The organism is Pseudomonas sp. PB101, assembly GCF_009764265.1.
In the GTDB taxonomy this organism is placed as follows: domain Bacteria; phylum Pseudomonadota; class Gammaproteobacteria; order Pseudomonadales; family Pseudomonadaceae; genus Aquipseudomonas.
Genome location: NZ_RWIR01000080.1, coordinates 62,856 through 86,561 on the forward strand (window position 1 = coordinate 62,856; position 23,706 = coordinate 86,561).

General features: G+C 60.7%; 20 protein-coding genes and 4 tRNA genes. 10 read left to right on the forward strand and 14 right to left on the reverse strand.

Translation table 11 applies throughout. The features are described 5' to 3' along the window. Window positions 1-178: 178 nt before the first annotated feature. Entirely contained in the window at window positions 179-1,981 is a 1,803-nt protein-coding gene (locus EI969_RS25150; protein WP_160390149.1) for a di-heme-cytochrome C peroxidase, read from the forward strand. Window positions 1,982-2,009: 28 nt separating this feature from the next. Beyond that, the gene (locus EI969_RS25155; protein ID WP_160390150.1) at window positions 2,010-3,146 is read left to right on the forward strand and encodes a catalase family protein; all 1,137 of its coding nucleotides are present in this window, start codon (window positions 2,010-2,012) and stop codon (window positions 3,144-3,146) included. Between the two features lie 191 nt (window positions 3,147-3,337). On the opposite strand, the gene EI969_RS25160 is transcribed toward EI969_RS25155, so the two are convergent. From EI969_RS25160 to EI969_RS25175, 4 genes are all read right to left on the reverse strand, one after another. Continuing rightward, a tRNA-Asp gene (locus EI969_RS25160) sits at window positions 3,338-3,414 on the reverse strand. Between the two features lie 19 nt (window positions 3,415-3,433). Then, window positions 3,434-3,509, reverse strand: a tRNA-Val gene (locus EI969_RS25165). 199 nt (window positions 3,510-3,708) lie between these two features. After that, a tRNA-Asp gene (locus EI969_RS25170) sits at window positions 3,709-3,785 on the reverse strand. A gap of 19 nt (window positions 3,786-3,804) precedes the next feature. Beyond that, a tRNA-Val gene (locus EI969_RS25175) sits at window positions 3,805-3,880 on the reverse strand. Window positions 3,881-4,039: 159 nt separating this feature from the next. Between EI969_RS25175 and rdgC the strand changes: the two genes are divergently transcribed. The 3 genes from rdgC (at window position 4,040) to sugE (ending at window position 6,508) form a co-directional block, all read left to right on the forward strand. Then, window positions 4,040-4,960, forward strand: a complete 921-nt coding sequence (gene rdgC, locus EI969_RS25180) for a recombination-associated protein RdgC (protein WP_110662726.1) — start codon at window positions 4,040-4,042, stop codon at window positions 4,958-4,960. A gap of 150 nt (window positions 4,961-5,110) precedes the next feature. Beyond that, entirely contained in the window at window positions 5,111-6,076 is a 966-nt protein-coding gene (locus EI969_RS25185; protein ID WP_160390151.1) for a bile acid:sodium symporter family protein, read from the forward strand. Between the two features lie 117 nt (window positions 6,077-6,193). After that, on the forward strand, window positions 6,194-6,508 hold the full coding sequence (gene sugE / locus EI969_RS25190; protein ID WP_110660101.1) for a quaternary ammonium compound efflux SMR transporter SugE: 315 nt from the start codon (window positions 6,194-6,196) through the stop codon (window positions 6,506-6,508). Window positions 6,509-6,631: 123 nt separating this feature from the next. Here the strand turns inward: sugE and EI969_RS25195 are convergent, their stop codons facing one another. From EI969_RS25195 to EI969_RS25210, 4 genes are all read right to left on the reverse strand, one after another. Further along, window positions 6,632-8,506 carry an MFS transporter gene (locus tag EI969_RS25195; RefSeq protein WP_160390152.1) on the reverse strand — a complete coding sequence of 625 codons (1,875 nt, stop codon included), beginning with the start codon at window positions 8,504-8,506 and terminating at the stop codon, window positions 6,632-6,634. Between the two features lie 96 nt (window positions 8,507-8,602). After that, the gene (locus EI969_RS25200; protein ID WP_160390153.1) at window positions 8,603-9,754 is read right to left on the reverse strand and encodes a TDT family transporter; all 1,152 of its coding nucleotides are present in this window, start codon (window positions 9,752-9,754) and stop codon (window positions 8,603-8,605) included. A gap of 105 nt (window positions 9,755-9,859) precedes the next feature. After that, entirely contained in the window at window positions 9,860-10,171 is a 312-nt protein-coding gene (locus EI969_RS25205; protein ID WP_160390154.1) for a cupin domain-containing protein, read from the reverse strand. Window positions 10,172-10,218: 47 nt separating this feature from the next. Further along, window positions 10,219-11,409: an MFS transporter gene (locus EI969_RS25210; RefSeq protein ID WP_160390155.1), complete on the reverse strand. Its 1,191-nt coding sequence runs from the start codon at window positions 11,407-11,409 to the stop codon at window positions 10,219-10,221. Between the two features lie 114 nt (window positions 11,410-11,523). Here EI969_RS25210 and EI969_RS25215 point away from each other — a divergent pair, with 114 nt between their 5' ends. Both EI969_RS25215 and EI969_RS25220 read left to right on the forward strand, forming a co-directional pair. Continuing rightward, complete coding sequence (locus EI969_RS25215; RefSeq protein WP_160390156.1) at window positions 11,524-12,060, forward strand: TetR/AcrR family transcriptional regulator; 537 nt, start codon at window positions 11,524-11,526, stop codon at window positions 12,058-12,060. A 218-nt stretch (window positions 12,061-12,278) separates the two neighbouring features. Beyond that, the gene (locus EI969_RS25220; protein WP_160390157.1) at window positions 12,279-15,749 is read left to right on the forward strand and encodes a PAS domain-containing hybrid sensor histidine kinase/response regulator; all 3,471 of its coding nucleotides are present in this window, start codon (window positions 12,279-12,281) and stop codon (window positions 15,747-15,749) included. 94 nt (window positions 15,750-15,843) lie between these two features. Here the strand turns inward: EI969_RS25220 and rmuC are convergent, their stop codons facing one another. Together rmuC and EI969_RS25230 are read right to left on the reverse strand one after the other, a co-directional pair. Then, complete coding sequence (gene rmuC, locus EI969_RS25225; protein WP_178120819.1) at window positions 15,844-17,208, reverse strand: DNA recombination protein RmuC; 1,365 nt, start codon at window positions 17,206-17,208, stop codon at window positions 15,844-15,846. Window positions 17,209-17,383: 175 nt separating this feature from the next. Next, window positions 17,384-17,707, reverse strand: coding sequence for a sel1 repeat family protein (locus EI969_RS25230; RefSeq protein ID WP_160390159.1), 324 nt, complete (start codon window positions 17,705-17,707; stop codon window positions 17,384-17,386). 950 nt (window positions 17,708-18,657) lie between these two features. Here EI969_RS25230 and EI969_RS25235 point away from each other — a divergent pair. The 3 genes from EI969_RS25235 (at window position 18,658) to EI969_RS25245 (ending at window position 21,057) form a co-directional block, all read left to right on the forward strand. After that, complete coding sequence (locus EI969_RS25235) at window positions 18,658-18,882, forward strand: hypothetical protein (RefSeq protein ID WP_007898912.1); 225 nt, start codon at window positions 18,658-18,660, stop codon at window positions 18,880-18,882. A 275-nt stretch (window positions 18,883-19,157) separates the two neighbouring features. After that, a complete protein-coding gene (locus EI969_RS25240; RefSeq protein ID WP_160390160.1) occupies window positions 19,158-19,640 on the forward strand; it encodes a hypothetical protein in 483 nt (160 codons plus the stop codon). Between the two features lie 145 nt (window positions 19,641-19,785). Further along, window positions 19,786-21,057 carry an OmpP1/FadL family transporter gene (locus EI969_RS25245; protein WP_160390161.1) on the forward strand — a complete coding sequence of 424 codons (1,272 nt, stop codon included), beginning with the start codon at window positions 19,786-19,788 and terminating at the stop codon, window positions 21,055-21,057. 81 nt (window positions 21,058-21,138) lie between these two features. Here EI969_RS25245 and EI969_RS25250 read toward each other — a convergent pair whose 3' ends face one another. The 4 genes from EI969_RS25250 to EI969_RS25260 all read right to left on the reverse strand — a co-directional run bounded on the left by EI969_RS25250 (window position 21,139) and on the right by EI969_RS25260 (window position 23,554). Then, complete coding sequence (locus EI969_RS25250; RefSeq protein WP_160390162.1) at window positions 21,139-21,699, reverse strand: glutathione peroxidase; 561 nt, start codon at window positions 21,697-21,699, stop codon at window positions 21,139-21,141. Window positions 21,700-21,769: 70 nt separating this feature from the next. Next, window positions 21,770-21,892, reverse strand: a complete 123-nt coding sequence (locus EI969_RS30685) for a hypothetical protein (protein ID WP_256678363.1) — start codon at window positions 21,890-21,892, stop codon at window positions 21,770-21,772. Next, window positions 21,889-23,097: an MFS transporter gene (locus EI969_RS25255; protein ID WP_160390163.1), complete on the reverse strand. Its 1,209-nt coding sequence runs from the start codon at window positions 23,095-23,097 to the stop codon at window positions 21,889-21,891. The genes EI969_RS30685 and EI969_RS25255 overlap by 4 nt, the downstream gene beginning before the upstream one ends. Window positions 23,098-23,149: 52 nt before the next feature. Beyond that, window positions 23,150-23,554 carry a MarR family winged helix-turn-helix transcriptional regulator gene (locus EI969_RS25260; protein WP_160390164.1) on the reverse strand — a complete coding sequence of 135 codons (405 nt, stop codon included), beginning with the start codon at window positions 23,552-23,554 and terminating at the stop codon, window positions 23,150-23,152. Window positions 23,555-23,706 lie beyond the last annotated feature (152 nt).

A 23,706-nucleotide genomic window follows, 5' to 3' on the forward strand; every position in this document is an offset into this window, starting at 1 on the left:
GGAAACAATTGATAAGTTCAGGTGTTTAAACGCATTTCACAATTCGGCTGATGAAGCTTCTTTCATCGGGTTCCCACGCCGACTGAATCCTGAGCCTACAACATCTGGCGTAATGGCCTCTTGCCGCACCCCGGGCACTCGGGCATAACGGCATGATAATTCGACAAGGATGTTTATCTTGCGCCTCTTCCTTCGCTTGCTGGTTCTCATCGCAGTACTGCTCGGGCTGGTCATGGCCGTGGTGCTCTACTACGTCGCCAACCCGAAACTGCCGGCCTGGTCGCCTGCGCAGCAAGTGCACTATCTGGAGCAATGGAGCGCGGCCGACCGCGAAACCTACTACTTCACCCCCCAGGGTACCCAGGTCAAAGGCTTGCGTTATGACTGGTTCACCGCCCTCGAACTGCCCTTTTCGCAACAACGCTTCGCCGCCCCCGAATACCTCGCGCGCTTCGGATTTCTGATCGACCCTGGCCAGAAACCGACACCGCTCAACCCCGGTAACCTTCCCGTGGGCTTTACCCGGCACCAGAATGCCGGCAGCGCGGATATGTTTCTGGATATCACCTGCGCGGCCTGTCATACCGGCGAACTGCGTTTCAAGGGTCAAGCCGTGCGTATCGACGGCGGCTCGGCGCAGCATGTGCTGCCGTCCACTGTTCCTACACTCAAGGGGGCCAGTTTCGGACAGGCCCTGGTAGCCAGTCTCGCCTCCACTTACTACAACCCGTGGAAGTTCGAACGTTTCGCACGCAACGTGCTGGGTCAGGACTACGACGCCCGCCACCAAGCGTTGCGCAAAGAGTTCAAATCCTCGCTCAATACGTTCCTCAAAGTGGCCTGGAACGACACCCATCGCGGGCTCTATCCGACCGAAGAAGGCCCGGGGCGCACAGACGCCTTCGGGCGCATTGCCAACGCCAGCTTCGGTGACGCCATTTCCCCCGACAACTACCGCGTGGCCAACGCTCCGGTCGATTATCCGCAGTTGTGGGACATGTGGACATTCGAATGGGTGCAGTGGAACGGCTCGGCGAAACAACCGATGGCCCGCAACATCGGCGAGGCGTTGGGCGTCGGCGCCACACTGAACTTCTTCGACAAGAACGGCCAGCCGTTGATGGGCGATGCCCGCTACCCCTCCAGCGTCCGTGTGCGCGACCTGCACCTGATCGAAGAAACCCTGCAACGCCTCGCGCCTCCAGCCTGGCCGGAAGATCTGCTGGGTGCGGTCGACACGCCTCTGGCAGCCCAGGGCCGCGCCTTGTTCGCCGAAAACTGCGCGGGTTGTCATGTACCGCGTTCGACCCAGGGCGAGGGGCGATACGTTCAACACCTGAAAATGCTCCCGGTGGATTACATCGGCACAGACCCCGGTGCAGCCAATAACATCGCCGACCACCGCTTCGACCTGACAGCGCTGCAATGGAAGCAGGCGGAGCTGGAACAGCTTGATGTCGAGCCGAAACCCACCGAACCCCTGGACCTGAGCAAAATGTCCGTGACCAAGGGGCTGGCCTATGTCACCGCCTATGTCCAGGACCGCGCCTATCAAGACGCCAGGGTCAGCCCTGCCGAGCGTCCGCAAATGGACGGTTTCGGCCTGCCGATCGGTGTGCGCGAATTGCGTTCGTACAAGGCCAGGCCGTTGGCAGGCGTATGGGCGACAGCGCCGTTTCTGCACAACGGTTCGGTTGCGAGCATCTATCAACTGCTGTCGCCTCAGGATGAGCGTGCGACCACCTTCTACAAAGGCACGTTCGAGTACGACCCGGGGCACCTGGGCTACCGCACCGAAGCCTTCGCCAACGGTTTTCTGTTCGACACGCGCATTACCGGCAACCACAACAGCGGTCATGAATTCCGTGCCGGCAAACTCGGCAATGGCGTGATCGGCCGCTGGTTGGAGCCGCAAGAACGCTGGGCACTGCTGGAATACCTGAAAGTGCTGGGCGGCCCGCTGGAAGCGCAATTGCCATGACCACAGCCTCAGCCAAAAGGACTTACCCATGCTGACAACTCTCTGGCTACGACTGGGCGCCTTCCTCGGCAAGCTGTTGCTGTGGCTGCTGGGGCTGGGCGTACTTGGCTGGGCATTGGCCACCGCCTGGTTCGCCTGGCAGCAACGCGGGCCGGTCTCGGCGCAGGAGCTTGTTCCCGAAGGCGAAGCCGCGATGACCCGGGACATCATCCAGACGGCGGTGCGCATCGTCGACCAGCACCGCGAAAGCACCCGCTACCTGCGTGACGCCCATGCCAAGGCCCACGGCTGTGTGAAGGCCGAGGTCCAGGTGCTGCCGGAACTGCCAATCGAACTGCGCCAGGGCGTATTCAGCGAGCCGGGGAAAACCTGGCAAGCGACGCTGCGCCTGTCCAACGGCAATGCCTACCCGCAGTTCGACAGCATCCGCGACGCCCGGGGCATGGCGATCAAACTGCTCGATGTTACGGGTAAACAACTGCTGAGCGATCAACCTGGGCGAAACGAACAGGATTTCGTGATGTTCAGCCATCCGAACTTCTTTGTAAGCAATGTCGCCGAATACCGTCAGAACGTCGCCGCTCAAGCCGACGGTAAAAAGATCATGGCCTTCTTCCCCGGCTGGGATCCACGCGGATGGCAGGTTCGCCACCTGTTCATTGCCCTGGCGACACTGTCCCCGGCTCCGTCGAGCCCGACCCAGACGACGTATTTTTCGGTTTCACCCTACAAGTTCGGCGAAGCCAATGCGAAGTTCCGGGTCATGCCCGATCCGGACAGTTGCCCGGTCTACAACCTGCCGGAACAAAATCGCAAGCTGCCGAACTTTCTGCGCAATGCGCTGAACCAACAGCTGTCGACCGACCGGATACCCGCGTGTTTCGCTTTGCAAATCCAGCGGCAGGACGCCAACAAGTACATGCCGATCGAGGACACCAGCATTGAATGGCGCGAGAGCGATGCGCCCTTCGAGACGGTGGCGCGGATCAAGGTTGCGGCGCAGGACTTCGATACACCGGCGCTGAACCTGCAATGCGACAACCAGTCGTTCAACCCCTGGTTCGGCATCGAGGCGCACCGCCCCATCGGCGGGATCAATCGCCTGCGCAAGGCCGTATACGAAGCCGTCAGCGACTACCGGCACGCCCGCAATGCCGAACTGTAGGAGCGAGCCTTGCTCGCGAGAAACCCATAGGCACCGCTGGGCACCTGAATTTACGCGTTATCGTTCACGACCTTCGCGAGCCAGCTCGCTCCCGCAGAGAGCCAGGAAAGCCAAATCCCGAACAGCAAAAAGCCCGCACTAGGCGGGCTTTCCGTGGTGATCTGGCGTTCAGTGTTCCAGATTACCGAATATGGCGCAGCGGACGGGACTCGAACCCGCGACCCCCGGCGTGACAGGCCGGTATTCTAACCGACTGAACTACCGCTGCGCGAAACGCTTGAAACGAATGGTGGGTGATGACGGGATCGAACCGCCGACATTCTGCTTGTAAGGCAGACGCTCTCCCAGCTGAGCTAATCACCCTTCGCTTCGTTACGGGACGCATTATGCCACAAGTTTTCGTAAAGTGTTGATTTAATTGAAGTTTTTTCAAATAAATCCGAAAACCGGTAAAACGACACATCCCGCGGGTACAACTGTACAAACTTTGAGGCAGAAAAAAACCCGCGTTTGCGGGTTCTTCCGTGGTGACCTGGCGTTCAGTGTTCCAGGTTACCGAATATGGCGCAGCGGACGGGACTCGAACCCGCGACCCCCGGCGTGACAGGCCGGTATTCTAACCGACTGAACTACCGCTGCGCTAAACACTTGAAACGAATGGTGGGTGATGACGGGATCGAACCGCCGACATTCTGCTTGTAAGGCAGACGCTCTCCCAGCTGAGCTAATCACCCTTCGCTTCGGTGTGGCGCGCATTCTACGGAGCGACCCAACCTCTGGCAAGCACTTTTTAAAATAATTTTCCGAGGCCTTCCAAAGGCTTAGAGAAAGGTTGGCCTATGGCACGGCGAAGTCAATAATGCCCCCCTTTGTATAAAGGAGAGACTCACCCCATGTGGTTCAAAAACCTGCTTATCTATCGCCTGACCCAAGATCTGCCTGTTGATGCCGAGGCGTTGGAAACTGCACTGGCCACCAAACTGGCGCGCCCATGTGCAAGCCAGGAGTTGACCACCTACGGTTTCGTCGCGCCGTTCGGCAAAGGCGAAGATGCGCCACTGGTGCACGTCAGCGGCGACTTCCTGCTGGTGTCCGCCCGCAAGGAAGAACGTATTCTGCCGGGCAGCGTCGTGCGTGACGCGGTCAAGGAAAAGGTCGAAGAGATCGAAGCCGAGCAGATGCGCAAGGTCTATAAGAAGGAACGCGATCAGATCAAGGATGAAATCATCCAGGCCTTCCTGCCTCGCGCCTTTATCCGCCGTTCCTCGACCTTCGCCGCCATCGCGCCGAAACAGGGCCTGATCCTGGTCAACTCGGCCAGCCCGAAACGCGCCGAAGACCTGCTGTCGACCTTGCGCGAAGTGATCGGCACCCTGCCGGTGCGTCCGCTGACCGTGAAGATGTCCCCGACCGCGACCATGACCGAGTGGGTCACCACGCAGAAAGCCGCGGACGATTTCTTCGTGCTGGACGAGTGTGAACTGCGCGACACCCACGAAGACGGCGGCATCGTGCGCTGCAAGCGCCAGGACCTGACCAGCGAAGAAATCCAGCTGCACCTGAGCACCGGCAAAGTGGTCACTCAGCTGTCCCTGGCCTGGCAGGACAAACTGTCGTTCGTCCTCGACGACAAGATGGTGGTCAAGCGCCTGAAGTTCGAAGACCTGCTGCAGGATCAGGCGGAACAGGACGGCGGCGAAGAAGCCCTGGGCCAACTGGACGCCAGCTTCACCCTGATGATGCTGACCTTCGGCGACTTCCTGCCGGCACTGGTTGAAGCGCTGGGTGGGGAAGAGACTCCGCAGGGGATCTAAACCCTGGTGATCTTTCCTGTAGGAGCGAGCTTGCTCCGGGCGGCGTTCCGACGATGGAGTGTCAGTAGCCCCTCTTTGTCTGACACACCATCGCGAGCAAGCTCGCTCCTACAGGGGTTTTGTAGCGTCACTTAAAATAAGGATCAAGCCATGCGCGCACTGGCTGCATTGAGTCGTTTTGTCGGCAACACCTTCGCCTACTGGGTACTGATTTTCGCTGTCGTGGCGTTTCTGCAGCCGGCATGGTTCCTCGGCCTCAAAGGCGCCATCGTGCCCTTGCTGGGGCTGGTGATGTTCGGCATGGGCCTGACCCTCAAACTCGAAGACTTCGCCGAAGTCGCCCGCCATCCGTGGCGCGTGGCCTTGGGCGTGGTTGCCCATTTCGTGATCATGCCCGGCGTGGCGTGGTTGCTCTGCCAGGCGTTTCACTTGCCGCCGGAAATCGCCGTCGGCGTGATTCTGGTCGGCTGCTGCCCAAGCGGCACCTCGTCGAACGTGATGACCTGGCTGGCCCGCGGCGACCTGGCGTTGTCGGTGGCCATCGCCGCCGTCACCACCCTCCTCGCCCCGCTGCTGACACCGGCGCTGATCTGGCTGCTGGCCTCGGCCTGGTTGCCGGTGTCGTTCATGGAGCTGTTCTGGTCGATCCTGCAAGTGGTGCTGTTGCCGATCGTGCTGGGCGTGGTGGCCCAACGAGTGCTCGGCGACAAGGTTCGCCACGCCGTGGACGTGCTGCCGCTGGTGTCGGTGGTGAGCATCGTGATCATCGTCACCGCCGTGGTGGCCGCCAGCCAGGCGAAGATTGCCGAGTCCGGTCTGTTGATCATGGCCGTGGTCATGCTGCACAACAGCTTTGGCTACTTGCTCGGTTATTTCACCGGGCGCCTGTTCAAGCTGCCTCTGGCACAGCGCAAGTCCCTGGCCCTGGAAGTCGGCATGCAGAACTCCGGGCTGGGCGCGGCACTGGCCAGCGCGCACTTCTCGCCGCTGGCGGCGGTGCCCAGCGCGTTGTTCAGCGTCTGGCACAACATTTCCGGGGCGCTGCTCTCGACGTATTTCCGTCGCATGAGCGAGAAACAGGATCGGGAAACGGCCGCCAGGCAAGTCAGCGACTGATTGGAAACTTGATCCCCGGGTTAATGCTGGGCACTATATTGCGCATCGCGAGGACGACCTCGCGGCTCGATCGAGTCATTAATCAGGGGACGACCCCGTCAGACGATGGAGGTCTTCATGTCCTGGATCATTCTGTTTTTCGCCGGCCTGTTCGAAGTGGGCTGGGCCGTCGGCCTCAAGTACACCGACGGCTTCACCCGCCCGCTCCCCACCGTTTTGACCGTTGCGGCCATGGCGATCAGCCTTGGCTTGCTCGGCCTTGCCATGAAGGAACTGCCGCTGGGTACGGCCTATGCGATCTGGACCGGGGTCGGCGCCGTCGGCACGGTGATCGCCGGGATCATCCTGTTTGGCGAATCCATGGCGCTGGTAAGGCTGGCGAGTGTGGCGTTGATCATTTTCGGGTTGGTTGGGCTGAAGGTAAGCGCCTAGGCCACTACCGCCATCGCGGGCAAGCCCGCTCCCACAGGTTTCGTGTACTCCCACACATGTTGAGTACACCATCAATCCTTGTGGGAGCGGGCTTGCCCGCGATGGGGCCAGTACAGCCACCGACTATCTGACTGCCCCGCGCAAATCCCCCACCAACGCCTGCAACTTCGCCGGCTCCGCCACCTCAACCGCCACCGCCGGCCCCGCCACCAACGTCACCCGCGACCACAACCGGCGAAACAGCCCCTTGCCCGGATCGCGGCTGAAGAAACTCCCCCACAACCCCTGCAAGGCCAGCGGAATCACCGGCACCGGCGTCTCTTCGAGAATCCGCGTCAAACCACCCTTGAACTCATTCATCTCGCCATCGGCGGTCAATTTACCCTCGGGGAAGATGCACACCAGCTCACCTTCCTTCAGATAGCGGGCGATGCGCGTGAAGGCCTTTTCGTAGATCTGGATGTCTTCATGACGCCCCGCGATAGGAATCGTCCCCGCGGTACGGAAGATGAAATTCAACACCGGCAGGTTGTAGATCTTGTAATACATCACAAAGCGAATCGGCCGACGCACCGCGCCGCCAATCAGCAAGGCGTCGACGAACGACACGTGGTTGCACACCAGCAACGCCGCGCCTTCATCGGGGATCAGATCCAGGTTGCGATGCTCGACGCGGTACATGGAATGGCTGAGCAGCCAGATCATGAAACGCATGGTGAACTCGGGGACGATCCTGAAAATGTAGGCGTTGACGCCGATGTTCAGCAGCGAGACCACCAGGAACAGCTGCGGGATCGACAGCTTGGCCACGCTCAGCAAGACGATCGAGACAATCGCCGACACCACCATGAACAACGCGTTGAGGATGTTGTTGGCGGCAATCACCCGCGCCCGTTCGTTCTCCGCGGTTCGTGACTGGATCAGCGCGTACAGCGGCACGATGTAGAAACCGCCGAAGACGCCCAGGCCAAGGATATCGAACAGCACCAGCCAGGCATGGCCAAAACCGAGAATCTCGATCCAGCCATGGCCGGCGGCGCTGTCCGGGATTCCACCGGAATGCCACCACAACAGCAGCCCGAACACGGTCAGGCCGAATGAACCGAACGGCACCAGGCCGATTTCGACTTTGCGCCCGGAGAGCTTCTCGCACAACATCGAACCCAGGGCGATGCCGACCGAGAACACCGTCAGAATCAGCGTCACCACGGTTTCGTCGCCGTGCATCCACTCCTTGGCATAGGCCGGGATCTGCGTCAGGTAAATCGCCCCGACAAACCAGAACCACGAGTTGCCGACAATCGAGCGTGACACCGCCGGCGTTTGCCCCAGGCCCAGCTTCAACGTGGCCCAAGACTGGCTGAAGATGTTCCAGTTCAGGCGTAACGCCGGTGTGGCGGCCGCCGCGCGGGGAATGCTGCGGCTGGCCAGGTAGCCGAGCACGGCAATGCCGATGATCGCCGTGGACACCACCGGTGCGTAATGCGCCGAAGACATCATCACCCCGGCGCCAATGGTGCCGGCGAGGATCGCCAGGAAGGTGCCCATTTCCACCAGGCCGTTGCCGCCCACCAGTTCCTCTTCATGCAGGGCCTGCGGCATGATCGAGTACTTCACCGGCCCGAACAGCGCCGAATGGGTGCCCATGGCGAACAGCGCCAGCAGCATCAACGACAGGTGATCGAACATGAAGCCGACGGCGCCGACCGCCATGATCGCTATTTCCCCAAGCTTGATCAGGCGGATCAGCGCGTCCTTGGCGAACTTTTCCCCGAATTGCCCCGCCAGGGCCGAGAACAGGAAAAACGGCAGGATAAACAGCAGGGCGCACAGGTTGACCCAGATAGAGCGGTCACCTTCGATGGTCAGCTTGTACAAAATGGCCAGGATCAACGACTGCTTGAACACGTTGTCGTTGAATGCGCCGAGGGACTGGGTAATGAAGAACGGCAGGAAGCGCCGGGTGCGCAGCAAGGTGAACTGTGAGGGGTGACTCATCTTCCATGTGTCCCTGATTATGTAGAGAGTGGCCTGGATACTGTAATTGGAGTATCGAAACTCGATCCAGGCCACACCTTACCTAATCTTTGCCGGTTATTTCTTCAATGCGGCAATGCACGGCGAGACAAACAGCTCTCCGCGCCAGGCGCCCAACACCGTGCGCTTGCCGACGATCAGCCACATTACGGCCAGCAACGCGACCAGCCCACAGCCAAACACACTGAAAAACATCAAGTTCAAGGTACTGGCCAGCTTCAACGTCGCCAGAGAGTAGACACCCAACGGGAAAGTGAAGCCCCACCAACCCAGATTGAAGGGAATGCCGGCACGCAGGTAGCGCCCGGTGATCAGCAGCGCCATCAGCATCCACCACAGGCCGAAACCCCACAGGGTGATGCCGGCCACCAGCCCCAACCCGGCGGCAATCTCACCGACGCCGGGCATTGCGTTCGCCGCGAAAATCAGCGGAGCGTCGCCGCCCAGTACCAGCATGCCCAGCGCGCCGGTGCCGATCGGGCCAAGGGCCAGCCAGCTCGAGGCGGCCATGTTTTCGTGGGGCAGCTTATGCAGGGCCATGCGCAGCAACAGGATGGTCAGGATGCTGAAGGCCACCGGCAGGGAAAAGGCCCAGAGCACGTAGCTGGTCACCAGCACCACCAGTTGCGCATGCGCGTCGGCCAGATGCGGCGCCAACAGGCCACCGCTGGCGGCGGCCACTTCTGCCGCAACCACCGGCAACAACCAGACGGCGGTCATCTGGTCGATGCTGTGCTCCTGACGGGTGAACATCATGTAGGGAATCAGCACGCCGCAGGCCAGCGACATGGCCACATCCAGCCACCACAACACCTCGGCGATGTGGATCACACCATCGCCCCAGCGCGGCAGACCGAACACCAGGAAGCCGTTGATGATGGTCGCCAGGCCCATGGGGATGGTGCCGAAAAACATCGAAACCGTGGAGTGGCCGAAGATCCGCCGCGCCTCGTCGAAGAACAGCACCCAACGCGCCGTGTACAGCGCCGTAAACAACAGAAACAGGACGATATTGAACAGCCAGAGGCCTTCGGCAAAGGCGTGCAAGCCGGGTATGGTGACCGGCAATTGCGCCAGTGCCAACGCCAGCACGCCTGTGCCCATGGTGGCGGCGAACCAGTTGGGGGTGAACTGACGAATCACCTCACGGGGGTGCTGCAAGTGGCTGAACGGTTTGATTGCGGGCTTGATGCTATTGGCGCATGTCATGGCGAACTCCTGTCCTCACGTGAGGTAGAGCCCATGTTAGATCCGAAAAGAATATCTATATAACGGGTAATATCTCTATATCTTATCGATATCGCCTATATAGCATCAGACACTCCCTTCCGATTCGATCACCAATATCCGGGCCGGTCCTAGCGGATGCGCCACATGCTCAGTGCCAACCGAGGCATGAAAAATGTCACCGACCTCGAGCAAGGCTTCCCGCTCCACGCCCTCTTCGCGATAACGCATCTGCACCCGGCCATCGAGCACCACGAACACTTCCTCGCCATCGTTGACGTGCCACTTGTAGGGCTGATCGGTCCAGTGCAGCCGCGTGGTGATGCCGTTCATGCTGGCGATGTCCAGCGCGGCCCAGGCACGCTCGCCAGTGAACGATTTGCTGCGGATGATCTTCATGGTCCGATCCTTCGAGTGAGCTGAGTGGGGCCAAGGCTAACTCAATTTTACCGGTTGGCCTCGCAGACCCTGGCCGAACGTGATCGCAGCAGACTCGCCATTGCGCTGAGAGCCAGCAACATCAGCACCGCACCATAACCATCGGTGGTTGCCACCAGACCAAAGGTCCGCGCCAGGTTCCCGGCCAGCAGCGCCGGCAGGCAGAACGCCAGATAACTCAGCACGTAATACGCCGACATCAACCCGGCGCGCTCATGGGGCAAGGCCAGTGGCACCAGGCTGCGCACCGCCCCGAGGAAACCGGCGCCAAAGCCACAACCGGCGACCAGCGTGCCGAGGAAAAACAGCGGCAGACTGGCGCTGTGCACACCCAGCAGAATCAGTGCGACGCCCGCCGGCAACGAACTGGCGCCCAGTTGCAGCGACCTGGTAGCAGCCTGATTGCGCAATGTGTAGATCATCAGGGCACCGGTCACCGTCAATGCGGCGACGGTCGCCCCGCCAATCAGGTTCGACGTTGAACCGGTCGCCGTGCGCACCAGTGAGGGCGCCAGCGACGCGTAGAATCCGCCCAGCGCCCAGGTCGCCGTGTTGAGCGGCAACACCCGCCATAACGTCGCACGCGCCTGAACCGGCACATGCAGGGTCGGTCGCAATGAGGCCCAGGCCCCGGACTGGCGCGTGACGCTCTCCGGCAAACGCCAGACAAACACCGCCTGCATCGCGAACAGAGCGAGTAGCAGCCAATAGGTCAGGTGCAACGGCGCCGGGGCAAACTCGGCCAGCAAACCGCAGCCCATTCCACCCAGGGCCATGCCGAGCAACGGCGCGACGCTATTGATCAGCGGGCCTTGCTGGCGATCGCTGTCCAGCAAGGTTGCACTCAACACGGCAGTCGCCATGCCGGTGGCAAACCCTTGCAGGACCCGGGCACTGATCAGCCACGCAACGCTGTCGGCGTAGATAAACAGCAACATTGCCAGAATGTTCAGCAGCACCGCCGTAAAGATCACCGGTTTACGCCCCAGGTAATCCGACAGCGAGCCGACAGTCAGCAACGCCGCCAACAGGCTGAGGGCGTACACGCCGAAAATCAGGGTCAAGGTCGCTGCCGAAAACTGCATCTGCTCCTGGTACAGGTGATACAGCGGCGTCGGCGCAGTGGAGGCGGCCAGGAAGCTGAGCAGCGTAATCGCCAGAAACCACAGGCTGGCACGGTTTGAATGAGAACTCGACATGGGCACACTCCGCAAAAGCTAACTTTTTGCTTTTGCGCAGTGTGCTACTGGATTTCTCTTAAAGCAAATTCTTTGTGTTAAGGTCCGAAGCATGGCTTTTACAGGAATCACAGGATGACAGCTCCGACCTTACGCCCAGGCGGGCGCAGTGCGCGGGTACAAGAGTCGATTCATTCGGCCGTGCGCCAACTCCTCGAGGAGCAGGACCGCGCCAGCGTGACCGTTCCGCAAATTGCCGCGCGCGCAGGCGTTACACCCTCGACCATCTATCGTCGCTGGGGCGATTTGTCGGCGCTGCTGGCCGACGTCGCCCTCGCCCGCATGCAACCCGACAACGACCCCACCCACACGGGAAGCCTGCGCGGCGATATTCGGGCCTGGGCAGAACAGTACCTGGACGAGATGAGCTCCGAACCCGGCCGCAACATGCTGCGCGACGTGCAGGCGGCGCTGAAGCCGAGTTACTGCGCGACCATCATTGGCGGGCAGTTGCAGACGATTCTGGATCGCTATCCCGAGGAGCCAGTGTCAGGTGTTGACCGGCTGATCAACCTGATCGCGGCGCCCATCGTGTTTCGCATCCTGTTTTCCGAGGCGCCGCTTGAACTTGAAGAGCTGCATCGGTTGATCGAGATTGCGCTGGATCAGTAAAACCATTCGCGAGCAGGCTCGCTCCCACGGGGTTCTTGTGCGCGACACAGATTAATTGTGGGAGCGAGCCTGCTCGCGAAGAGGCCAGTCCAGACACTGCAAATCCTCCTGCGACACCCCGCCACGCCACGACCTTGGTCGACACTGACTAACGCTGGCGGTCGTGCGAGACTGTCTGTCCGGGCGGGAAGCCCGTGTGTCTTTTGTCTGGAGTCCCCATGTCGCTGTCCACCGGGCTGATAGCCGCCGTCGCCCTGGCCTATATGGCCATCATGTTCGCCATCGCCTTCTATGGCGACCGTCGCAGCGCGCCCTTGCCGCCGCGTGTGCGGGCCTGGGTGTACAGCCTGTCCCTGGCGGTCTATTGCACCAGCTGGACCTTCTTCGGTGCCGTGGGCCAGGCCGCCGAACAGCTCTGGTCGTTCCTGCCGATCTACCTCGGGCCGATCCTGTTGCTGGTCGGCGCGCCGTGGGTCCTGCAGAAAATGGTGATGATCAGCAAGCAGGAGAACATCACCTCGATCGCCGACTTCATCGCTGCACGCTACGGCAAATCCCAATCACTGGCGGTGGTGGTGGCGCTGATCTGCCTGGTCGGTGTGTTGCCCTACATCGCGCTGCAACTCAAAGGCATCGTGCTCGGCGTGAACCTGCTGATCGGCGCCGGTGCCGACGCCATGGGCACCCGCGCCCAGGACACCGCGCTGATCGTGTCGCTGGTGCTGGCGCTGTTCACCATCGTATTCGGTACCCGCAACCTCGACGCCACGGAGCACCACCGCGGCATGGTGTTGGCGATTGCCTTCGAATCGCTGGTCAAGCTGTTCGCGTTTCTCGCCGTCGGCGCCTTCGTGACCTACGGCCTGTACGACGGTTTCGAGGACCTGTTCGACCAGGCCATGCTGGCGCCGCGGCTCGAACAGTACTGGAAGGAAACCATCAACTGGCCGTCGATGGTGGTGCAGACCGGTGTGGCGATGATGGCGATCATTTGCTTGCCGCGGCAGTTCCACGTGACCGTCGTCGAGAACATCGATCCCCAGGACCTGCGCCTGGCCAAGTGGGTGTTCCCGGCCTATCTCGCCCTCGCCGCCTTGTTTGTCGTGCCGATCGCCCTGGCTGGCCAGATGATGTTGCCCAGCTCGGTGTTGCCGGACTCGTTCGTCATCAGCCTGCCCCTGGCCCAGGCTCACCCCGCGCTGGCCCTGCTGGCGTTCATCGGTGGCGCATCGGCGGCCACCGGCATGGTGATCGTGGCCAGCGTGGCACTCTCGACCATGGTCTCCAACGACATGCTGTTGCCCTGGCTGCTGCGGCGCAACAATGCCGAGCGCCCGTTCGAAGTGTTCCGCCAGTGGATGCTGTCGGTGCGTCGCGTCAGCATCGTGGTGATTCTGCTGTTGGCCTACGTCAGTTATCGCCTGCTGGGCTCGACCGCCAGCCTGGCGACCATCGGCCAGATCGCCTTCGCCGCCGTGACCCAACTGGCCCCCGCCATGCTCGGGGCGCTGTACTGGAAACAGGCCAACCGCCGCGGCGTTTTCGCGGGGCTGGCCGCAGGTACCTTCCTCTGGTTCTACACCCTGATCCTGCCGATTGCAGCTAATAGCCTCGGCCTGTCCTTGAGCACGTTCCCGGGCCTGGCCTGGTTGCACAGCAATCCACTGAACCTGCCGATCACCCCGCTGACCCAGGGCGTGGTGTTGTCGCTGGCAGGCAATTTCACGCTGTTTGCCTGGGTCTCTGTGCTGTCCCGTACCCGGGTTTCCGAGCACTGGCAGGCGGGCCGTTTCATCGGCCAGGAAATCAGCGCCCGCCCCAGCGCCCGCTCGATGCTGGCGGTGCAGATCGACGACCTGCTGCAACTGGCGGCGCGTTTCGTCGGCGAAGAACGCGCCCGTCAAAGCTTCATCCGCTTTGCCTATCGCCAGGGCAAGGGCTTCAACCCGAACCAGAACGCCGACAGTGAATGGATCGCCCATACCGAACGCTTGCTGGCCGGCGTGCTCGGGGCCTCTTCGACCCGCGCGGTGGTAAAAGCCGCCATTGAAGGCCGGGAGATGCAACTGGAGGACGTCGTGCGCATCGCCGACGAAGCCTCGGAAGTGCTGCAGTTCAACCGCGCCTTGTTGCAAGGCGCCATCGAGAACATCACCCAGGGCATCAGCGTGGTCGACCAGTCGCTGAAACTGGTGGCCTGGAACCGTCGCTACCTGGATTTGTTCAACTACCCGGATGGCCTGATCAGAGTCGGCCGGCCCATCGCCGACATCATTCGCCACAATGCCGAACGCGGTCTGTGCGGCCCTGGCGAAGCCGAAGTGCACGTCGCGCGGCGCCTGCACTGGATGCGCCAGGGCCGCGCGCATACGTCCGAAAGACTGTTCCCCAATGGCCGGGTGATCGAGCTGATCGGCAACCCGATGCCGGGCGGTGGCTTCGTCATGAGTTTCACCGACATCACCGCGTTCCGCGAAGCCGAGCAGGCGCTGACCGAGGCCAACGAAGGCCTGGAGCAGCGGGTCACCGAACGCACCCATGAATTGTCGCAGCTCAACGTGGCCCTGACCGAAGCCAAGGGCACCGCCGAGGCGGCCAACCAGTCCAAGACCCGTTTCCTCGCGGCCGTCAGCCATGACCTGATGCAACCGCTGAATGCGGCGCGACTGTTCTCCGCCGCCCTCTCCCATCAGGACGATGGCTTGTCGGGCGAGGCGCAGAAACTGGTCGGGCACCTGGACAGCTCGCTGCGTTCGGCCGAGGACTTGATCAGCGACCTGCTGGACATCTCCCGTCTGGAGAACGGCAAGATCAACCCCAATCGCCAGCCGTTCGCGATCAACGAACTGTTCGACACCCTCGGCGCCGAGTTCAGGGTGTTGGCGCAAGAACAAAAACTGGAGTTCCGCGTTCGCGGCAGCGCGCTGCGAGTCGACAGCGACATCAAACTGCTGCGCCGGATTCTGCAGAACTTCCTGACCAATGCTTTCCGCTATGGCAAAGGGCCGGTGCTACTGGGGGTTCGCCGGCACAAGGAACAACTGAGCCTGGAAGTCTGGGATCGTGGGCCGGGTATTCCGGAAGATAAACAACAGGTGATCTTCGAAGAATTCAAGCGCCTCGACAGCCACCAGACACGGGCTGAAAAAGGCCTGGGCCTGGGCCTGGCGATTGCCGACGGGCTATGTCGCGTGCTCGGTCATACCTTGCGTGTACGCTCCTGGCCGGGGCGCGGCAGCGTATTCAGCGTCAGCGTGCCGTTGGCCCGGGCGCAGACCGCCGCGCCGATCAAAGTGGCCGAGCTCAATGGCAAATTGCTCAACGGCGCGCAGGTGCTGTGTATCGACAACGAAGACAGCATCCTGATCGGTATGAACAGCCTGCTGAGCCGCTGGGGTTGCCAGGTCTGGACCGCGCGCAATCGCGAGGAGTGCGCAGCGTTACTAGGCGAAGGCATGCGTCCGCAATTGGCGCTGGTGGATTACCACCTCGATCATGGCGAGACCGGCACCGACCTGATGGCCTGGTTGCGCACGCAAATGGGCGAGCCGGTTCCCGGGGTGGTGATCAGCGCCGATGGCCGACCGGAGACCGTTGACCTGGTGCATGCGGCGGGGCTGGACTACCTGGCCAAACCGGTGAAACCGGCGGCGTTGCGGGCGTTGTTGAGCCGGTACATACCGTTGTAATCACTGATGCTTCCAGTTTTTTCGCGAGCAGGCTCGCTCCCACAGGAGAACGCATTCCAATGTGGGAGCGAGCCTGCTCGCGAAGCTCTTTCAGCTACTCCGGCAACTCGACCAACCCATCGACATCGGTCATCGCCCGCTCCAGCAAATCCGCCGGCAGGCTCTTGCTCGCCCGCGCGCCCAGCAGCTTGAGTTGTTCACTGCGACTGACCAGGTTGCCGCGTCCCTCTGTCAGCTTGTTGCGTGCCGAACTGTAGGCCTTGTCCAGTTGCTGCAGGCGATTGCCGACCTCGTCCAGATCCTGGATGAACAGCACGAACTTGTCGTACAGCCACCCGGCTCGCTCGGCGATTTCCCGGGCATTCTGGCTCTGGCGCTCCTGTTTCCACAGGCTGTCGATGACGCGCAGGGTCGCCAGCAAAGTGGTGGGACTGACGATCACGATATTGCGGTCGAACGCCTCCTGGAACAGCGTCGGCTCAGCCTGCAGTGCGGCCGAAAACGCCGCCTCGATCGGCACGAAGAGCAACACGAAATCCAGGCTGTGCAGACCATCGAGGCGTTTGTAGTCCTTGCCGGCCAGGCCTTTGACGTGATTGCGCAACGACAGCACGTGCTGCTTGATGGCGATCTGGCCGATAGCCTCGTCTTCAGCCGCGACATATTGCTGATAGGCCGTCAGGCTGACCTTGGAGTCGACCACCACCTGTTTGTCGCCCGGCAGATAAATGATCACGTCCGGCTGGAAGCGCTCGCCGTCCGGCCCCTTGAGATTGACCTGAGTCTGGTACTCGCGGCCCTTCTCCAGCCCCGCATGCTCAAGCACTCGCTCAAGAATCAGCTCACCCCAATTGCCCTGGGTCTTCTGCCCTTTCAAGGCACGGGTCAGGTTGGTGGCTTCATCGCTCAAGCGTAAATTCAGCTGCTGCAGGCGCTCCAGCTCCTTGGCCAGGGAGAAACGCTCACGGGCCTCGTTCTGATAGCTTTCCTCGACACGCTTTTCGAAGGACTGGATGCGTTCCTTGAGTGGATCGAGCAACTGCCCCAGGCGCTGCTGGCTGGTTTCGGCAAAACGCTGCTCGCGCTCATCGAAAATTTTCCCCGCCAGCTCGGCAAACTGCGCGCGCAACTCGTCCCGCGAACCTTGCAGGTCGTTGAGGCGTTGTTGATGGCTGTCCTGTTGCTCGCGCAGTTCGGCGTTGAGCGACGCGGTCTGGGCATCCAGACGGCGCAATTCGGCTTCTTTGCCGGCGCGTTCGATGTTCCAGGCATGGGCGGCGTCCCGGGCGTCGTCGCGCTCGATCTGCAGCAATTCGACTTCACGACGCAGCGCAGCCAGATCAGCCTGTTTGGCGGAATTGGCGAGGGTCAGATCAGCGACTTCATCACGGCTGGATTCGAGCTGGGCATTCAATCCGTCCTGGGCCAGTTGCGCCATGGCCAGGCGTTCCTGCAGCAAAGCAACGTCTGCCTGCGTGGTGCTGGCCCGACGCTGAAGTTGCCAGGCCAATACCAGCAACGGTAACCCTGCCGCTGCCAGCCCCAGCAATATGCTGGTCAAGTCCATTGCCATAGCCACTCCTGCCATTCGGATAAAGCCTGAAGGTTAACCAAGGCGTCCGGTCTTGGACAGCTCAGTCTTCGATCAGCCCCAGTTCCTGTTGAGCGCGGACATCACCTGCCCGGGCGGCCTGACGCAGCAGGTCCTGACCGATCCGACGGTCCCGGGCATTCCCGCATTCGCGGCACATCAACTGGCCCAGGCGACTTTGCGCAGCCACCACGCCCTCTCGGGCCGGTTGCTTGAGCAGACGTCCGGCAATGTGTTTGACGTTGCGGTTTTCACCCAGGTGCGGACTGTCCAACAGCCACTCCGCCACGCGCATGGAAAAGCGCTTGGTAGGGACAACAGTCGGGGGCGTAGAGGAAGAAGAAACTGGAGCTGAGCGAAACTTCATAAAGCACTGTGGGGCAGATCGGAAGGCGCGCAACTTTACTCTCTTTTTCTTACAGGTAAAGCTGAAAATATCCCGGCACGCCCGTCCTAGAGCAAGCGCTCGGGACAATCCACAGAAGCTGTGGATAACTCAGTGGACAACCGCCCCTGAACCCGCTCAAAGCCCTGTGGAATGGGGCTCGCAGTCAAACTGACGATTTTTTCACCAGTAAAAAAAAGCGATGTTTTTCATTGACTTAAATTTTGGTTACAGGCAGCCACTGAGCTTGAACGGGAGATGACAGCAGGGTGACAGGCTCTGCAACTAATGTGCACAAGTGCCTTCCTGGCGGTTATATCGATGCGCTTTTTCGGCGCATTTTTTGCTCTGTCTGGGGATAAACGCTGGCAAAGCCGGCATTTAGACCGATGCGCGGCTGAAAATCTCCATGACCAATGGTCGGATTCAGACCGGACACAGGGGCAAATCAATCCGCTTTGCAAATCTTTTCGCTAGCACACTTCCATTCGCCAGTTCAATCCGTTAGTATCCGCGGCGTTAGTACCAAGCTGAAAGTCAATTCTGGTCGAACAAATCCCCCCGGACAGCCTTCCCGACGGAAGCCTCCACCGAACAAGCGGGATCGACCACCTCGATGGTTTCCAGGTAAATCTTGCGCCGACACAACCTTTGAATCGAAAACAAAGGATGTTGCTCCGCCTGCCTACTCTGCTCGAACCAACCTGCAAATTGATCAGGATCTTCACCCCGGGCCCAGAACCTTTGCCCTCGATGTGTTGCCTGCCCTCCTAAGTACCTACCTGCCAGCCCAAGCGCGCCAACTTATCAGCGCTTCAAACTGGCTGCTTTGTTCCAGTCGGGTTCTTCGTTCGATCAATGGTGATCGACGTTACTGGAACGTTTTAACGTTGCACGGTTCTTATCCGTGTCATTTGTAGGAACACCCAATAATGTCTACTCAAATCCACACTCAGGATGCCATTCGCACCCTAACCAACGCTTTTGCACCAATGAACTGCCTGATCATGGCTGCTCGCAAAGGCTGCTTCAGCTTCACCCTCGTCAACGAACACGGCATCGCCCGTCACAGCGAACGCCTGTACCCCGATCAATACTCCAGCGCCGAGCCGCTGCAGGCCGTGATCGAGCGTACCCGTCAGGCACTGGTTGCCTGAAACGCCAGAAAGGCTGAAACCCCGAAAGCCCTGCCCGAAAAGCAGGGCTTTTTATTGCCCGATATTTCACCGCGCTCGAACCAGGCCTAAGCACGATCCGATATAACGGTTATAACTGGTCGCTGGAAATATTTTAAAAACAGGCCTTTACAGCGCGAATATGACACTACACTTCAACTCAAGCGGCTTGACCCGCTTGCGGCGAGCCTGAGCCGATCCACAGCTGCCAAGCCCCCCTTCAGGTATCGCCGTCCAATTCAGGTCTCGAGGGTTTTATGGGTATCGCTGCCAGCGAACTGTGCCGCTACGTGATTCGTCCGACGTTGATCTACCTCGGACGCCATAGCGCTACTGCCGAATCCCTGCTGCTGGGCATCGCCGCCAGCCAGTCCGCCCTTGGTTCCGCCCTGCATGACCGCCGTGGGCACGGCCTGTACCGCATCGCCGAGCCCCGCCACCAGGCCCTTTGGGACCATTACCTGGCCCTTGATCCGGAACGTGCAAGCCTGGTCCGCGGCCTGGCCAGCCAGCATGCGTTTCTGAGTGGCCCGCACCTCGAATTGACCGTCAACCTGCGTTACGCCACAGCCATCGCCTGGCTGCTGGTGGAAGAACACAACACCCCCCTCCCCGCTCCTGATGATCTGCTGGGCATGGCCAGAATCTGGCGCCAGACATTTCAGCCTCAGGGACGTCTGCGTGATTTCACTTGCGCCTGGCAAACCTGTGTTTCGCCGCTGAATCAGGTAGCCTGCTGACACCTCTGGATCCAATATCGCGCAACACGTCGCGATTTTAGTCCGATTGTCCTACAAAACCGCTCTAAATCAAGCCATACAGGCTATGGCGCTGCGGCGAAAATGTTGGTAATTTTCGCCCCGGTGATCACCAGGAGTTCTAATAATGAAAAAAGTAATGCTCAAATCCACCATTAGCCTCGCCGTTGCCATGGCATCCACCCAGATCTTTGCAGCTGGCTTTGCCATCAACGAACACAGCATCAGCGGGATGGGGACTGGGTACGCCGGGCGATCTTCTTCTGCCGATGACGCAAGTACTGTTTATGGCAACCCTGCCGGCATGTCGCGCATCAAGCGCGAACAGGTTACCGGTGGCGTTGCATTCCTCGATGCAAAAACCGATATCAGCCACGCCAGCTCCAGCCCTAACAGCGGTAGCAACGATGGCGACATGGTGCCCTTCACCACCGTTCCTATGGGCTTCTACGTCAAGCCAATCGACGAGCATTGGGCATTCGGTGTAGGCGTGTACGTGCCATTCGGCTTGATTACCGACTACGAAAACGGCTTTGCCGGCCGCTATTTCGGCAGCAAGTCCGAAGTGCAAATCGTCACCCTGCAGCCAACCGTCAGCTACGCCTTCAACGACAAGGTGTCGATCGGCTTCGGCCCGACCATCAACCGCATCGATGGCACGCTGGAATCCAACCTGTCGATCACTCAGGCGGCGCCGGACGGCAAGGTCAAGATCAAGGGTGATGACACCGCGCTGGGCTACAACATCGGCGTGCTGGTGCAAGCGACCGATACCACCCGCCTGGGTCTGACTTACCACTCGAAAGTCGACTACAAACTCGAAGGCGATACCAAGGTCAACTACGGCGTGCTGGGCGCAATCGGTCTGGGTGCCAACCAGAAGTACGATGCATCGCTGAAGATCACCACGCCTGAGTCCGTGGACTTCTCGGTCACCCAGGTGCTGAACGACAAGTGGACCGCTTACGCGGGTACCACCTGGACCCGCTGGAGCCAGCTGGAAAAAATCACCGTCAAGAACGATGGCGTGCAACCGGTGCTGGCTGGTCAGTTCGGTGAAATTACCGAAGAGCAAAACTGGCACGACACCTGGGCTTACGCCATTGGTACTTCCTACCAGCTGAACAAGGAATGGGTCCTGCGTACCGGTCTGTCTTTCGATCAGTCGCCGACCAACAACGTCGACCGCTCGCCACGTATCCCTACTGGCGATCGGACCATCTTCAGCATCGGTGCCGGCTGGAGCCCGACCGAAGACCTGACCATCGACGTTGCCTACTCGTACCTGAAGGAAGAGTCGGTCAAGATCAGAAACGAAAACGATCGTGGCCAGACCTACGATTCCAAGTATGAAAACTCGGCAAACGGTTTCGGTGTTGGCGCAACCTACCGCTTCTGATGCTGCATGGCGGGGTTGACCCCTCGCCCACAAAAAAGCCCCGTTCGGGTGACCGACACGGGGCTTTTTTGTGGCTTTCGATCAGGGTTTCAGCGGCGCGGAAGCAATGGCCTTTTCCACTGCGGCCAGAAACTCGGGATCGTTCGGTTTGGTCAGGCTGGAAAAGTTGGCTATCACGTTACCCTGGCGGTCGATCACATACTTGTAGAAATTCCACTTCGGTGCGCTGCTCTGCCTGGCCAGTACCTGAAACAGATGGGTGGCGCCGTCGCCACGTACCTTCTGCGGCTCAGACATGGTGAACGTCACGCCGTAGTTGGCATAGCAGACTTTCGCGGTCTCGGCGCTGTCCCTGGACTCCTGCTTGAAGTCGTTGGACGGCACACCCAACATTTCCAGGCCTTGCCCCTTGTAGCGCTGATTGAGCGCTTCAAGGCCCTCGAACTGCGGCGCGAAACCGCAGAAGCTCGCGGTGTTGATCACCACCAGCGGTTTGTCGGCATAACGCTGGCACAGGTCGATGGACTCCTTGGCCCGCAACTTCGGCAGCGAGCCCTGCAGCACTTCCGGACAATCAGCGGCCCAGGTCAGTCCGGACAACGCCATCAGCAACGCGGGAACGGCACACCAGCGTTTGAGCATCTCGAGCATCCTTGAGCAATCGTCAAAGTTCGACGTTACTCGCCATCCCCGCTTGCTAGCAAGCCTGCTGCTAGCAGATGCTCATGCCCAACTGCATCAGCGCCAGCCCGCCCTGATGCCAGCCCCACCACACCAGGGCGAGCAGAAGCGCGCAGACAGCGAGAACCGTGATCCGGGGCCAAAGTCTGTTCATGTCGCACTCACTTGTGTTTGCAGGCGCGCCACCGGCCGCTCACGCACCGGCCAGTTCAGGGCGGCGGCCAACAGGCTCAGCAGAATCGCGACCTGCCAGATCAAGTCATAGCTGCCGGTTCGGTCGTACACCACGCCGCCCAGCCAGCCACCGAGGAACGCACCGAGCTGGTGAAACAGGAAAACAATCCCACCGAGCATGGACAGGTTTCGCACACCAAACAAGGTCGCCACCGTACCGTTGGTCAACGGCACCGTCGACAGCCACAAAAAGCCCATGGCCATGCCGAACAGATAGGCCGAGGTCGTGGTCACCGGCGCCCACAGAAACAAACCAATGACCACTGCCCGCAACAAATACAGAGCGGTGAGCAAGCGCGGCTTGGACATGCGCCCGCCGAGCCACCCGGCGGTATAGGTGCCGAAAATGTTGAACAGGCCGATCAGCGCCAGCACCGTGGTGCCGACCGTCGCCGGGAGGTGTTGATCCACCAGATAGGCTGGCAGGTGCACACCGATGAACACCACCTGGAAGCCGCAGACAAAAAAGCCGAACGCCAGCAGCCAGAATCCGGAGTGCGAGCAGGCCTCGCGCAGCGCTTCGCCCAGGGTTTGTTCGTGGCCGAGGACGGGCAGCGGCTTGTCCTTGAGCATACTCACCAGCGGCACGATCAACGCCACCAGCAAGCCCAGCGCCAGCAGCGCGGCGGACCAGCCAAGCCATCCGATCAGGCCGAGCGTGCCGGGCAACATCGCGAACTGGCCGAACGAGCCGGCGGCACTGGCGATCCCCATGCCCATGCTGCGTTTTTCCGCCGGTACAGCGCGGCCGACCACCCCCAGAATCACCGAGAACGAGGTACCGGACAGTCCGATGCCGATCAGCAGGCCGGCGCTCAGGGACAGGGTCACCGCCGAGTCGGAGAGCCCCATGCAAATCAGTCCGACTGCGTACAGGACGCCACCGATCAGCACCACTTTCGCCGCGCCGAAGCGGTCAGCCAGGGCGCCGGTAAACGGCTGGGCGAGGCCCCAGATCAGGTTCTGCAAGGCGATGGCGAAGGCAAAGACTTCACGACCCCAGCCGAACTCCGCGCTCATCGGCGCCAGGAACAGCCCGAAGCCATGCCGCACCCCCAGGGACAGCGCCAGGATCAGCGCACTCCCCAACAGAACCCAACCGCACGTACGCCACATCGATGTCATTGTTGTTCTCCGGTAGCGGGTATATACCCGCTTAAAATCGGAAAAACCGGCGTCACGCCAGTTCGTCCAGCAGCTTCAATAAGATTTCGCGCTTCTCGGCCCCCAGGCGATCGATCAAGCGCTGCTGCGCGGCTTCCCAGGCCGGCAAGGCGGCCGTCAGGCGCTCCGCCCCCGCCTCGGTCAGCAGGACGATGCGATTACGCATGTCCTCACCCTCGACCAGCGTCACCAGGCCTTCCCCCTCCAGCACCCGCAGGTTGCGCCCAAGCGTGCTGCGATCCAGGCCCATGGCCTCGGCCAGGGTCGAAATGCTTGGCTGATCCAGACGCTGCAGATTGCACAGCAAAGAATACTGCGCAACGTTGATCCCGAAGCCATCGAGAGCGCCGTCGTAATGCCTGCTGACGCCACGGGCGGCGCGTCGCAGGTTGATGCATAAACATTGGGAATCGAGCATGGTGCGTGTATATACCCGCGAGTCGGTTAAATCAAGTTACATGAGGGTTAGCAGTGTTCTGCAGAAAGTCTTCGCGAGCAAGCCCGCTCCCACAGTTGATCGCATTCCAATGTGGGAGCCGGCTTGCCCGCGAAGAGGCCAGCACATTCACC

Excerpts from the sequence above, each read along its gene's own strand:
- EI969_RS25205 (WP_160390154.1), bottom strand. The coding sequence starts at position 10,171 with ATGAAGATCATCCGCAGCAAATCGTTCACTGGCGAGCGTGCCTGGGCC.
- EI969_RS25250 (WP_160390162.1), bottom strand. The coding sequence starts at position 21,699 with ATGCTCAAACGCTGGTGTGCCGTTCCCGCGTTGCTGATGGCGTTGTCC.
- EI969_RS25155 (WP_160390150.1), top strand. The coding sequence starts at position 2,010 with ATGCTGACAACTCTCTGGCTACGACTGGGCGCCTTCCTCGGCAAGCTG.
- sugE (WP_110660101.1), top strand. The coding sequence starts at position 6,194 with ATGTCCTGGATCATTCTGTTTTTCGCCGGCCTGTTCGAAGTGGGCTGG.
- EI969_RS25210 (WP_160390155.1), bottom strand. The coding sequence starts at position 11,409 with ATGTCGAGTTCTCATTCAAACCGTGCCAGCCTGTGGTTTCTGGCGATT.
- EI969_RS25200 (WP_160390153.1), bottom strand. The coding sequence starts at position 9,754 with ATGACATGCGCCAATAGCATCAAGCCCGCAATCAAACCGTTCAGCCAC.
- EI969_RS25240 (WP_160390160.1), top strand. The coding sequence starts at position 19,158 with ATGGGTATCGCTGCCAGCGAACTGTGCCGCTACGTGATTCGTCCGACG.
- rdgC (WP_110662726.1), top strand. The coding sequence starts at position 4,040 with ATGTGGTTCAAAAACCTGCTTATCTATCGCCTGACCCAAGATCTGCCT.
- EI969_RS25185 (WP_160390151.1), top strand. The coding sequence starts at position 5,111 with ATGCGCGCACTGGCTGCATTGAGTCGTTTTGTCGGCAACACCTTCGCC.
- EI969_RS25260 (WP_160390164.1), bottom strand. The coding sequence starts at position 23,554 with ATGCTCGATTCCCAATGTTTATGCATCAACCTGCGACGCGCCGCCCGT.
- EI969_RS25220 (WP_160390157.1), top strand. The coding sequence starts at position 12,279 with ATGTCGCTGTCCACCGGGCTGATAGCCGCCGTCGCCCTGGCCTATATG.
- EI969_RS25255 (WP_160390163.1), bottom strand. The coding sequence starts at position 23,097 with ATGACATCGATGTGGCGTACGTGCGGTTGGGTTCTGTTGGGGAGTGCG.
- EI969_RS25215 (WP_160390156.1), top strand. The coding sequence starts at position 11,524 with ATGACAGCTCCGACCTTACGCCCAGGCGGGCGCAGTGCGCGGGTACAA.
- EI969_RS25230 (WP_160390159.1), bottom strand. The coding sequence starts at position 17,707 with ATGAAGTTTCGCTCAGCTCCAGTTTCTTCTTCCTCTACGCCCCCGACT.
- EI969_RS30685 (WP_256678363.1), bottom strand. The coding sequence starts at position 21,892 with ATGAACAGACTTTGGCCCCGGATCACGGTTCTCGCTGTCTGCGCGCTT.
- EI969_RS25235 (WP_007898912.1), top strand. The coding sequence starts at position 18,658 with ATGTCTACTCAAATCCACACTCAGGATGCCATTCGCACCCTAACCAAC.
- EI969_RS25195 (WP_160390152.1), bottom strand. The coding sequence starts at position 8,506 with ATGAGTCACCCCTCACAGTTCACCTTGCTGCGCACCCGGCGCTTCCTG.
- EI969_RS25245 (WP_160390161.1), top strand. The coding sequence starts at position 19,786 with ATGAAAAAAGTAATGCTCAAATCCACCATTAGCCTCGCCGTTGCCATG.